Source organism: Dongia deserti (assembly GCF_003574735.1).
GTDB lineage: Bacteria > Pseudomonadota > Alphaproteobacteria > Dongiales > Dongiaceae > Dongia_A > Dongia_A deserti.
In genome coordinates this window covers 69803-81698 of record NZ_QORW01000004.1, presented here as the reverse complement: position 1 = coordinate 81698, position 11896 = coordinate 69803, and the positions used below count along the sequence as shown (strand labels likewise).

Genomic DNA, 11896 nt, shown 5'->3' with positions numbered 1-11896 from the left:
ACGGACTTGAACAGGTTTCGGTGTCGCTCAGTGCGCTCTTCGCGGACATTGCCGCCTTTGCAGGCCCTGCGCGCGTTCGAGGCGGTCGCGCGCCTATCGAGCTTTCGGCGCGCCGGCGAAGAGCTCCTGATCACGCAGAGCGCAGTCAGTCACCAGATCCGCGAACTCGAACAGAATCTGGGAGCCAAGCTTTTCGTCCGAAAGGCGCGGAGCATCGAGCTCACGGCGCAAGGACAGGGCTACTTCGACAGCGTCCAGCAGGCATTCGACCTGATCCGCTCTGGAACCATCGCTCTCCGTCGTCACGCCAAGAAGGAGCAGGTGAGGGTCAGCCTCTTGCCGTCGTTCGCCGCGAACTGGCTGGTGCCGCGGCTGGCGCGGTTCACCACGGCTCATCCCGATATCGACCTTATTCTCGATCCCACCCTGCGGCTGGCGGATTTCGGCAGCGACGAGGCCGACCTCGCGATCCGATATGGCGATGGTTCGTGGCAAGGGTCTGAGAACCGCCTGTTGATGACCGAAAGTCTGACCCCGGTACTCAGTCCCGCGCTGCTGGAACGAGGACCGAAGTTGTCCGAGCCGAGGGATGTTCTCAATCACACGCTCCTGTTGCCGGCGCGCCCGTACGACTGGGAGGTCTGGGCGGAGGCAAACGCCGTCGACCTGCGTGCGGCGCAAACGATCAAGCTCTCGGACTACAACGTCGTCCTGCAGGCGGCCCTCGATGGCCAAGGAATCGCGATCGGGCGGCTGCTCTTGATCGCGGATCGAATTCGCAGCGGCGCACTGGTGCAACCCTACGAGGTCGTCAGCTCGCCGCGGGCGGGGCACTGGCTTGTGACGCCGAAGCGTCTGCAGCCGACCGAAGCGGCGACGGCGTTCATCGAATGGCTCACCGGCGAGGCAGCAAGCACCGAGGCCGGCCGCTGAGCGAGATGGGGCCGCGCGCCCCTGTGGTGCTTTCGCGCCGCCTTGTGCTAGCCTGCCGAATTGAGGGGAGCAAGATGCAGGATTTCAGCCATCGGCAGAACGAGATTCTCGCGCTGGCGCGTTCGGCGGGGCGGGTCAGCGTCGATGATCTCGCGGTGCGCTTCAACGTTACGCCGCAGACCATCCGCAAGGACCTGAATGATCTGTGCGACCGCCGCCTGCTGAACCGCATTCATGGCGGCGCCGTGGTCGCCTCCGGCATCGAGAACCTCGCCTACGAGGCGCGGCGCTTCATTGCAGCGGAAGAGAAGCGGGCGATCGGCAAGGCCGCCGCCGCCCTCATTCCGAACCAGAGCTCGCTCTTCATCAACATCGGCACCACCACGGAAGAGGTGGCGGCCAACCTGATGGGGCATGAGGAATTGTTGGTCATCACCAACAACCTCAATGTCGCGATGCTGCTGTATCGCCACCCGACCATCGAGGTGATCGTGGCCGGCGGCGTGGTCCGGCGCACCGACGGGGCGGTGGTAGGTTCGAGCGCGGTCGACCTGATTCGGCAATTCAAAGTCGACACCGCCGTCATCGGCGCCTCCGCGATCGACGAGGACGGGGCGCTGCTCGATTTCGATTATCGCGAAGTGAAAGTCAGCCAGGCGATCATCGAAAATGCGCGCAAGGTGATCCTGGTAGCGGATCGGCTGAAGTTGGAGCGAGCCGCTCCGGTGAAGATCGCACATCTCTCGCAAATTCATACGTTTATCACGGATTCCTTGACGTCCAACGAGCTCCGCGACCTGTGTGCAACGCACAATGTCCAGGTCATCGAGACCGGCAGCCCGGGCGGATTCGAAGCCGAAAACTCAGCAGCCTGACCTTCATTTCTTTCGAATGAACCCTATTGCGAACCTAAAAAGGTTCATCTAGGGTTCGGTTCCGAAATGATGCGAAAGAAAAAAGATGCATCGGGTCAGGGGGCGAGTTGGTGGGCACAGTTGACGTTGCCATCATCGGCGGCGGGATCAACGGAACCGGGATCGCGCGGGATGCAGCGGGGCGGGGCCTGTCCGTCTATCTTTGCGAGCAGGCTGATCTAGCGAGCGGCACGTCGTCCGCCTCCACCAAGCTGATCCATGGCGGCCTGCGCTACCTGGAATATTACGAATTCCGTCTGGTGCGCGAGGCGCTGCAGGAGCGCGAGGTTCTGTGGCGCGTGGCACCGCACATCATCTGGCCGCTGCGCTTCGTGCTGCCGCATCATCGCGGCTTGAGGCCGGCTTGGCTGCTGCGGCTCGGCCTCTTCCTCTATGATCACCTCGGCGGGCGCCAGCTGCTGCCCGGGACGCGCACGCTCGATCTGCGCTCCGATCCGACCGGTAAGCCGCTGAAGCCCGGCGACTTCACCAAGAGCTTCGAATATTCCGATTGCTGGGTTGATGACGCGCGGCTGGTGGTGCTGAACGCGGCCGATGCCGCACGGCGCGGGGCCGAGATCCACACCCGCACGCGCGCCATTGCGGCCGAGCGACGCGGCGACCACTGGCTGTTGGCGACCGAGCATGTGGAGAGCGGCCATCGCGCAGAGATCAAGGCGCGGACTCTGGTCAATGCCGCCGGCCCGTGGGTTGCCCGCACCCTGTCCGACGTGGCGAAAGTGGAGACCAAGGCGCGCATCCGGCTGGTGCAGGGCTCACACATCGTGGTGCCGAAGCTGTTCGACCACGACCGCTGCTACATATTCCAGAATACCGACGGCCGGATCGTGTTCGCGATTCCGTACGAGCAGGACTTCACGCTGATCGGCACCACCGACCAGGACTACGAAGGGGAGCTCGACAGCATCCGCATCACGGCAGAAGAGACCGCGTACCTCTGCAGTCTTGCGAACGGTTATTTCGCGCGGCAGATCACGCCCAAGGAAGTGGTATGGAGCTATTCCGGCGTGCGGCCGCTCTATGACGATGGCGCGAGCGCTGCCCAGGCGGCAACACGCGATTATGTCCTGGCCATTGATGCGGAGAACAATCAGCCGGCGCTGCTGTCGGTGTTCGGCGGCAAGATCACGACCTATCGGAGGCTGGCGGAGCACGCGCTGGAAAAACTGTCCCCTTTTCTAGGAGCGAACGCGGCGCAGAACAAGCGATGGACCGGGCGCGAGCCGCTGCCCGGCGGCGAATTCCCGGTCGATCGCGTCGCGGCGCAGGTCGACCAGCTCATGAGCCGTTATGGCTTTCTGGCACGCCCGCATGCGGCGCGCTTAGTGCGGATGTATGGCACGCGCGCCAAGGATGTGCTGGGTGCGGCGAAATCGGCTGCGGATCTGGGGCGCGATTTCGGCGCGACCCTGACCGAGGCGGAGATCGACTATCTGATGCGCGAGGAGTGGGCCGAGCGCGCCGAGGATGTGCTGTGGCGCCGCAGCAAGCTGGGCCTCAGGCTCAGCGCGGAACAGGCGGCCGCCGTGGAGGACGCTATGCAGGCGCGCCGGCGCAATACCGCACCGCTGCAGGCCTCGGCGGGAGGGCGGCCTTGAAACGAAATCTGGATCGCACCGGAGTTGGCCAGAGAGCTGGCAAATCGGTCCGTGCCGGGTGCGAGCACGGATCGCATGTAGGAACGTACCAAACGCATATCGACCGGATCTGTGCGCACTGGTCGAGCGCGAAACAGCAAAGGCGCACTCAAGGAGGAAGCGATCATGGCGATACGTAGAACCGTGTCGTTGGCTGTCCTGATGCTGGCGTCGGGAATGACACCGGCGGTCGCGGACATGGCGGCGGCGGAAAAGTGGGTCGACAACGAGTTCCAGCCTTCGACGCTGTCGAAAGCCGAGCAGATGAAGGAGATGGAATGGTTCATCAACGCGGCGAAGCCGCTCCAGGGCATGGAAGTCAACGTGCTATCGGAGACCATCCCGACGCACGAATATGAATCCAAGGTCCTGACTAAGGCGTTCGAGGAGATCACGGGCATCAAGGTCAACCACCAGCTGCTCGGAGAGGGCGAAGTCGTGCAGGCGGTCCAGACACAGATGCAGACCAACCGCAACCTGTATGACGCCTACATCAACGACTCCGACCTGATCGGCACCCATTCCCGCCTGCAGAGCGCGGTCAACCTGACCGACTGGATGGCGGGCGAGGGCAAGGACGTCACCAATCCGGGACTCGACATCGACGACTTCATCGGCAAGTCGTTCACCACCGGTCCGGACGGCAAGTTGTGGCAGCTGCCCGACCAGCAGTTCGCCAACCTGTACTGGTTCCGCAAGGACTGGTTTGACCGCAAGGATCTACAAGCCGCGTTCAAGAAGAAGTATGGGTACGATCTCGGCGTGCCGGTGAACTGGTCGGCCTACGAGGACATCGCGGAATTCTTCACCAACGACGTGAAGGAGATCGACGGCGTCCGCGTCTATGGCCACATGGATTACGGCAAGCGCGCGCCCGACCTCGGCTGGCGCATGACCGACGCGTGGCTGTCGATGGCCGGCGCAGGCTCACCAGGCCTGCCGAACGGACGCCCGATCGACGAGTGGGGCATCCGCATGGAAGAAGGCTCCTGCAACCCAGCGGGCGCTTCCGTAAGCCGCGGCGGTGAGACCAACGGGCCGGCCGCGGTGTATGCCATCGCGAAGTGGGATGAGTGGCTGCGGAAATACGCGCCTCCGGGTGCTGCCGACTACGACTTCTATCAGTCGCTGCCGGCCCTCAGCCAAGGCAACGTGGCCCAGCAGATCTTCTGGTATACCGCCTTCACCGCGTCGATGGTGGCCCCGAAGTCTGAAGGCAACAACACCGTGGACGACACCGGCAAGCCGCTGTGGCGGATGGCGCCATCGCCACACGGTGCCTACTGGAAGGACGGCCAGAAGCTCGGCTATCAGGACGCCGGCTCCTGGACACTGTTCAAGTCGACCCCGCTCGAGAACCGCAAGGCGGCCTGGCTCTATGCCCAGTTCGTCACCTCGAAGACGGTCGATGTGAAGAAGAGCCATGTCGGCCTGACCATCATTCGTGACAGCACCATCAATCATGAATCCTTCACCGAGCGTGCGCCCAATCTCGGCGGTCTGGTCGAGTTCTACCGCTCGCCCGACCGCGTGAACTGGACGCCAACCGGTGTCAACGTCCCCGATTACCCGAAGCTGGCACAGCTCTGGTGGCAGCAGATCGGTGACGTGAACTCCGGCGCCTTCACGCCGCAGGAAGCGATGGATCGTCTGGCTGGCGAAATGGACCAGGTCATGTCCCGCATGCAGGCGGCCGACGAGGCCAACAAGACCTACGGCGGCTGCGGTCCACGCCTCAACGAGGAGAAGGATCCCTCCGAGTGGCTCGGCAAGCCGAACGGCCCGCATGCCAAGGTCGAAGAGAAGCCCAAAGGCGAGACCATCGCCTATGACGAGCTGATCAAGCGGTGGGCCAAGTAACGGACTCCGCTGATCGAGTGTGCTAGTGTCCTGAACGGCGCCCCGGGGGCTGCGGCCCTCGGGGACTGCCGGCAGGGAGCAAGAACTCAAATAACAAATATGCAGCTGGTATGACCCTGGAACTACGGCAGGTGACGAAGAGCGTCGGTGGGAGCGTGCATATCCACGAGACCAACCTGACGCTGGAAGAGGGGACCTTCAACGTCCTGCTCGGCACCACGCTCGCCGGCAAGACGACCCTGATGCAATTGATGGCCGGGCTCGACAAGCCGAGCAGCGGCGAAATCCGGTTCCGCGACCGGAACGTCACCGGCGTTGCCGTGCAGAAGCGCAACGTCTCGATGGTCTATCAGCAGTTCATCAACTATCCGCATCTGACCGTCTACGAGAACATCGCCTCGCCGCTGCGCGTGATCGGTATGGACGGTGTCAAGATCAAGGAGCGCGTGGGCAAGGTCGCGGAATTGCTGCGCCTGACGCCGATGCTCCAGCGCAAGCCGGCCGAGCTGTCGGGTGGCCAGCAGCAGCGCACGGCGATCGCGCGCGCTTTAGTCAAGGATTCCGATATCATCCTGCTCGACGAGCCGCTGGCAAACCTGGACTACAAGCTGCGCGAGGAGTTGCGCGACGAGCTGCCGCGTCTGTTCCACGACCGCCACTGCATCGTGGCCTATGCCACCACCGAGCCGGCAGAGGCTTTGCTGTTCGGCGGCAACACCGCGACCCTGCACGAGGGGCGCGTGACGCAGTTCGGCCCGACGGCGGAGATCTACCGGCAACCCGCAGACCTGCTCAGCGCGCAGGTGTTCTCCGACCCGCCGATCAACACGGCACCGGTCACCAAGGCGAATGGGCGCATCCAACTTGACGACGGCACGAGCTGGCCGACGCCGCCAGCGATGGCGAACGCGCCGGACGGGCCCTACACGCTTGCGATCCGCGCGCACCACATCACGCCGTTTCCGCAGAACGGCTCGGCGGTGAATGTCGATGGCCGCGTGCTGGTGACGGAGCTCAGCGGCTCCGAAAGCGTGCTGCATTTCGATCGCGGCGGCCGCACCTGGATCTCGCAATCGCACGGCATACATCCGTACGAGGTCGGGCGGACAGCAAAGCTCTATGTGGATGTCGATCGCTCGTTCCTCTTCGGCCAGGACGGACGGCTGGTCGGCGGTGTTTCTGGGGGACGCGTCTAATGGCGAAGATCACCCTCGACCGGCTGCGCCATAGCTACATGCCGAACCCGCAGGGCGCGGAGGACTGGGCGCTGAAGGAGATGACGCAGGAGCTCGAGGACGGAGGCGCCTATGCGCTGCTCGGTCCGTCTGGCTGCGGCAAGACCACGCTCTTGAATTTGATCTCCGGCCTGCTGCGGCCGACGGTGGGGCGCATTCTGTTCGACGATGCCGACGTGACGGGAGCAACACCGGAGCAGCGCAACATCGCACAGGTGTTCCAGTTCCCGGTCATCTACGACACGATGACGGTGTACGACAATCTCGCGTTCCCGCTGCGCAACCGCGGCGTTCCGGCCGCCGAGATCGACAAGCGGGTGCGCGAGGTCGGGGCGATGCTGGATCTCGGCCACATGCTGAAAAAGCGCGCGTCCGGCCTGACTGCCGACGGCAAGCAGAAGATCTCGCTTGGTCGCGGCCTGGTGCGTTCGGACGTCAATGTCATCATGTTCGACGAGCCGCTGACGGTGATCGACCCGCATCTCAAGTGGGTGCTGCGCTCGAAGCTCAAGGAGCTGCATCATCGCATCAGGCGCACGATGATCTATGTGACGCACGACCAGACCGAAGCGCTGACCTTCGCGGACCAGGTCGTGGTCATGAACAACGGCGAAGTGGTGCAGGTCGGCACGCCGGTCGATCTGTTCGAGCGGCCGGCTCACACCTTCGTCGGCCACTTCATCGGCTCGCCCGGCATGAATGTGCTGCCGTGCAGCCTCGATGGCGGGCGGGTCGACTTCATGGGCCAGCCGGTTGAGACCCTGGGCACGGTGCAGGCCTCCTCGGGCAACGGCAAGCTCGAGCTCGGCGTACGGCCGGAGTTCACGCGGTTCGATTCCATCGGCATCCCGGTGGAGATCGTGAAGGCCGCCGATGTCGGCCGTTTCCGCATCGTCGAGACGCGCCACCGCGAACACCGCATCAGGCTGCTGGTGCCGGAAGGCCAGCCGATGCCCAGCGGGCATGCGTATGTCCGGTTCGATCCCAAGCATACCCACGTCTATCGCGACGGCTGGCTGGTGAACTGAGAGACAGGCGATGTACAAACAACTCAATCAAAAGGCCTGGTTCCTGGTTGCGCCCGTGGTGGCCTTGGTGGCGTTCAACGCCATCATTCCGCTGATGACGGTGGTCAACTTCTCCGTCCAGGAGACCTTCGGCGACAACGTGTTCTTCTGGGCCGGCGTGGATTGGTTCGAGCAGGTCCTGCATTCGAGCCGCTTCCATGACGCCTTGCTGCGCCAGATCCTGTTCACCGCCATCATCCTGCTCATCGAGGTGCCGCTCGGCCTCATCGTCGCGCTCGCCATGCCGCGCAAGGGACCGTGGGTGTCGGTCTGCCTGGTCACCATGGCTCTGCCGCTGCTCATCCCCTGGAACGTGGTCGGCGCGATGTGGAACATCTTCGCGCTGCCCGAGATCGGCCTGATGGGCAAGGGCCTGCGCAGCCTCGGGTTCGACTTCAACTACACGCGCCAGCCGCTGACCGCGTGGTTCACCGTCGTCCTGATGGATGTATGGCACTGGACCTCGCTGGTCGTGCTCCTGTGCTATGCGGGCCTGGTCTCCATCCCCAACGACTATTACCAGGCAGCGAAGATCGACGGCGCGAGCGCCTGGTCGGTGTTCCGCTACATCCAGCTGCCGAAGCTGAAGCGCGTGCTGACCATCGCGATCCTGCTGCGCTTCATGGATTCCTTCATGATCTATACCGAGGTCGTGGTGCTGACCGGCGGCGGGCCGGGGAACTCGACCACGTTCCTCTCGATCGATCTGGTGAAGATGGCGCTCGGGCAATTCGATCTCGGCCCGGCGGCGGCCATGTCGCTGATCTACTTCCTGATAATCCTGCTGCTGAGCTGGCTGTTCTACACGGTCATGACGCGGAACGAGGCACGGTGATGCACCCCGAACGACGCACATTCATACGCAAGCGCGCGCTCATTCCGGCGATCTACATCATCTTCCTGATGCTGCCGATCTACTGGCTGGTCACGATGTCGTTCAAGACGACGAACGAGATCCTGGGCGGCTTCACGCCCTGGCCGGTCAACTTCACTCTGGCGAACTACGTGAAGATCTTCACGGATTCGACTTGGTATTCCGGCTACATCAATTCGCTCACCTTCGTGATTGCCAACACGATTCTGTCGGTGGTCGTAGCTTTGCCGGCCGCCTATGCCTTCTCGCGCTACCGGTTCCTCGGCGACAAGCATCTGTTCTTCTGGCTGCTGACTAACCGCATGGCGCCGCCGGCCGTGTTCGCGCTGCCGTTCCTGCAGCTCTATTCAGCGGTCGGGCTGTTCGACACGCCGTGGGCCGTGGCGCTCGCGCACACCTTGTTCAACGTGCCGCTGGCCGTGTGGATTCTCGAGGGCTTCATGTCGGGCGTGCCGAAGGAGTTGGACGAGACCGCCTATGTTGATGGCTATCCCTTCTGGCGCTTCTTCCTGAAGATATTCATCCCGACCATTGCGGCCGGCATCGGCGTCGCCTGCTTCTTCTGCTTCATGTTCTCGTGGGTGGAGCTGCTGCTGGCCAAGACGCTGACCTCGGTGGCGGCGAAGCCCATTGTGGCCACCATGACGCGAACCGCCAGCACTTCGGGCTACGAGCTCGGGCTGCTGGCGGCGGCCGGCACGCTCACCATCGTGCCGGGGGCGTTCGTGATCTATTTCGTGCGCAACTACATCGCCAAGGGCTTCGCCCTCGGGCGCGTCTAATCCTGCGGAGAACACAAGATGGAAGGCACATCGATCATCGCCTGGATGGCCTGGACCTGGCCGACCGCCGCCTTCTTCGCTTTCATCGCGCTGTGCCTGATCGCAATGTCGGTGTGGGAGGTCTACTCACCCGGTGGCGCGCCGCGGCACGGCATCCTCGGCCTCGACACCACGCGCGGCGATCGCCTCTTCATTTCCCTGCTGGGCAGCGCCTTCATCTTCCTGGCGTGGCTGGGCCTGTTCGGCACGCCGCTCTGGGCGCCGCTCGGGATCTCGCTGGTCTACGCGTTCGTCGTGTTCCGCTGGGTGTAGCGGCGCGTCAGCTCTGATGGCAGGCGGCGTCCTCGCCGTCGGCCAGCGCCTTGCCGCAGTCCAGGGTGGATTTCAGAAACGCACGCGTGCGCTCCATGTCGGCAAGCGCCCCATCGACCAGCCCGGCCAGTTCGGTTCCCGTCATAGGATCAAGCGTAAAATCCAGCCTGTTGAGATCAGCCTCGAACGCGGAAAGCGCAATCGTCTCCTCGAACAGCGCCTGCCAATCGGCAAGGATCGCCGGGTCCGTGCCCGGCGGGGCCGCGAACCAGCGCGAGGCGCGCGCGGTTGCCTCGTTGAGCGCCACGATCGGCGCATAGGCGGGGCGGTCGGCGACCAGGTCGGCGAACAGCGGCCGTGATCGGAATCGCTCAGGAACCGGACCGCTGTCCATGCGCAGGATCACGTCGACCCCAGGCGTCTCAAGCAGTTGCTGGCCAGCCGGGTAGGTGTCGACTGTCAGCATGACCTCGCCGTGGAGCACTGCCATTTCCCGTTCCACGGACTTGTAGCCCGGTACCGGCTTGATGCGCGTGCCCAGGACGGCGTTGGTCCACAGGGCCTGGTAGTAGATCGCGCCGCTGGTCGAACGCACCGACATCGAGGATGGCGCTTGTTTCGCTCGCAGTTCCTCCAGATTGGCAAAGTCGGCACCGGGTCCCTTCACCAGCAGATAGGTCTCGGACGTGAGCTTGCCCAGCCAGCTCCATTGGCGCAGGTCGAAGGCCACGCCCTCCACGCCCAGCAACTGGCCGGAGATCAGCGCCGGCGAGCAGGTGAGGATCATGCTGCCGTCCGTGGGGCCCGTCTGCAGGATCTTCGCACCCAGCATGCCGCTCGCCTGGGTCACGTTCTTGATCTCGAAGCGGAGGCCGGGCACCAGCGTCTCCATGTGCCGCGCCAGGGTGCGCCCGCACAGGTCGAACCCGCCGCCGACCTCCGCGCCGATCATCATCGTCACGGTCCGGTCAACAAGGTGGGGAAAGGTCCGGTCTGCGCGCACGCCGCGCGCAAATCCGCCGATGCCGATGAAGGCGGCACTGCCCGCCAGGAAGTGGCGCCGCGTTCGTCGGACGCTGGACATGCCGCTGCACTGTCGAATTTTCCTGGACTCGCGCATGTTCCCCCCGGAGCGCTGGCGCGGCTTAGGACCCAAATCGGGTACCCGCGCAGCCACCATCATCCTCCACACCGACGCGCCATTTCAAGCCCGTGTGTGTGAAGTTGCGAGATTGGAGCCCGAATCCCCTCGATTGCGAGGCGGCTTCCGCTATACTCCAGCAATCACGTTCGGGGGCCGAAATAATGCACGGTTATGCCGAGAGTCCCAGCCGGCTGTCAGTGTTCTTGGCGCCGCTGATGGAGAAGCAGCGCCTGATCGACGAGATCGCGGAGCCGGTCGGGGTGAGCGCGCCGATCGCGTTCGAGACGGCACAGCGGCTGTGCGACGACGGTCAGGGCGGAGACTGCCGAGCCTATCATTCTGTCTGGCAGTATCTCCGCCATTCCGGCGCTTGGCAGTCGATCCGCAACGACGGCGCGCTGTTCGTGGCGGCCGCCGAGCAGCTTGCGCGCGAGGGGCGTCTCAATCGCGGCTTGATCAGCGGCGCGGCGGACTACTCGATGCTGGCCCACGTCGCGCACGGCGCGGGTCGCGGGGAGTCGCGGCTGGTCATCGACGTGGTTGACCAGTGCGAGACTGCGCTCCGCATGAACGAATGGTATGCGGCGGAGCGTGGGCTGATCGTCGGGACATTCAAATCGACGGCTTTGTCCTTCGCGCCGGAGCATCAATACGACCTCGTCTGCACCCATTCGTTCCTCACCTGGCAGCCGTTCGCCGACCGGCCGCTTCTGTTCCGGAAGTGGGCCGATTGGCTGCGGCCGGGCGGCCGACTCTGCTTCTCCGACCGGGTGTCATCGATCGACACGCCCTATGACCCAGCGGCGCGGAAAGAGCGGCTCGAGCGCCTGATCGCCGATGCACTTGGACGCCTGGCGGAACAGGGGACAAGGCTACCGTGTTCGGAGGCCGAGTTCGCCGACCTCATCCGCAAGTTCGGCCTGCGGTTCCACCAGGACCAACCGGCAATGCCGAAGGAGATGGTCGAGGCATGGGCCGCCGAAGCGGGCCTCGAGACCGACCTCGCGCTGCCGATCGCGGAAGTGCTGCCCGGCGCGAGTACTCCATCGTTCCTCTCCCAGGCTCGGTCGGACCGCGTGCGCATGTGGTTCGAGTTCAGCCGGCCGTAGCAGCGCCA

The 11896-nt window shown here is 64.1% G+C and carries 11 protein-coding genes; 10 read left to right on the top strand and 1 reads right to left on the bottom strand.

Going from position 1 to position 11896, the window contains the following annotated elements; genetic code table 11:
• Positions 1 to 30 precede the first annotated feature (30 nt).
• The 9 genes from gcvA (at position 31) to DTX69_RS07240 (ending at position 9635) form a co-directional block, all read left to right on the top strand.
• Positions 31 to 933, top strand: coding sequence for a transcriptional regulator GcvA (gene gcvA / locus DTX69_RS07280; protein WP_119300869.1), 903 nt, complete (start codon positions 31 to 33; stop codon positions 931 to 933).
• 74 nt (positions 934 to 1007) lie between these two features.
• Positions 1008 to 1808 (top strand): DeoR/GlpR family DNA-binding transcription regulator, encoded by an 801-nt coding sequence (locus tag DTX69_RS07275; protein ID WP_119300868.1) that lies wholly within the window; start codon positions 1008 to 1010, stop codon positions 1806 to 1808.
• Positions 1809 to 1915: 107 nt separating this feature from the next.
• The gene (gene glpD, locus DTX69_RS07270; protein WP_119300867.1) at positions 1916 to 3466 is read left to right on the top strand and encodes a glycerol-3-phosphate dehydrogenase; all 1551 of its coding nucleotides are present in this window, start codon (positions 1916 to 1918) and stop codon (positions 3464 to 3466) included.
• Between the two features lie 165 nt (positions 3467 to 3631).
• Positions 3632 to 5365 (top strand): ABC transporter substrate-binding protein, encoded by a 1734-nt coding sequence (locus tag DTX69_RS07265; protein ID WP_119300866.1) that lies wholly within the window; start codon positions 3632 to 3634, stop codon positions 5363 to 5365.
• Positions 5366 to 5475: 110 nt separating this feature from the next.
• Entirely contained in the window at positions 5476 to 6561 is a 1086-nt protein-coding gene (locus DTX69_RS07260; protein WP_119300865.1) for an ABC transporter ATP-binding protein, read from the top strand.
• On the top strand, positions 6561 to 7628 hold the full coding sequence (locus DTX69_RS07255) for an ABC transporter ATP-binding protein (protein WP_119300864.1): 1068 nt from the start codon (positions 6561 to 6563) through the stop codon (positions 7626 to 7628). The genes DTX69_RS07260 and DTX69_RS07255 overlap by 1 nt, the downstream gene beginning before the upstream one ends.
• 10 nt (positions 7629 to 7638) lie before the next feature.
• The gene (locus DTX69_RS07250) at positions 7639 to 8502 is read left to right on the top strand and encodes a carbohydrate ABC transporter permease (RefSeq protein WP_119300863.1); all 864 of its coding nucleotides are present in this window, start codon (positions 7639 to 7641) and stop codon (positions 8500 to 8502) included.
• Positions 8502 to 9323, top strand: coding sequence for a carbohydrate ABC transporter permease (locus DTX69_RS07245; protein WP_284735611.1), 822 nt, complete (start codon positions 8502 to 8504; stop codon positions 9321 to 9323). The genes DTX69_RS07250 and DTX69_RS07245 overlap by 1 nt, the downstream gene beginning before the upstream one ends.
• Positions 9324 to 9341: 18 nt before the next feature.
• Positions 9342 to 9635: a DUF2160 domain-containing protein gene (locus DTX69_RS07240; protein WP_119300862.1), complete on the top strand. Its 294-nt coding sequence runs from the start codon at positions 9342 to 9344 to the stop codon at positions 9633 to 9635.
• Between the two features lie 7 nt (positions 9636 to 9642).
• Here DTX69_RS07240 and DTX69_RS07235 read toward each other — a convergent pair whose 3' ends face one another.
• Positions 9643 to 10719: a Bug family tripartite tricarboxylate transporter substrate binding protein gene (locus DTX69_RS07235; protein ID WP_119300861.1), complete on the bottom strand. Its 1077-nt coding sequence runs from the start codon at positions 10717 to 10719 to the stop codon at positions 9643 to 9645.
• 221 nt (positions 10720 to 10940) lie between these two features.
• On the opposite strand from DTX69_RS07235, the gene DTX69_RS07230 reads away from it, so the two are divergent.
• Positions 10941 to 11888 (top strand): class I SAM-dependent methyltransferase, encoded by a 948-nt coding sequence (locus DTX69_RS07230; RefSeq protein ID WP_119300860.1) that lies wholly within the window; start codon positions 10941 to 10943, stop codon positions 11886 to 11888.
• Positions 11889 to 11896: the final 8 nt, after the last annotated feature.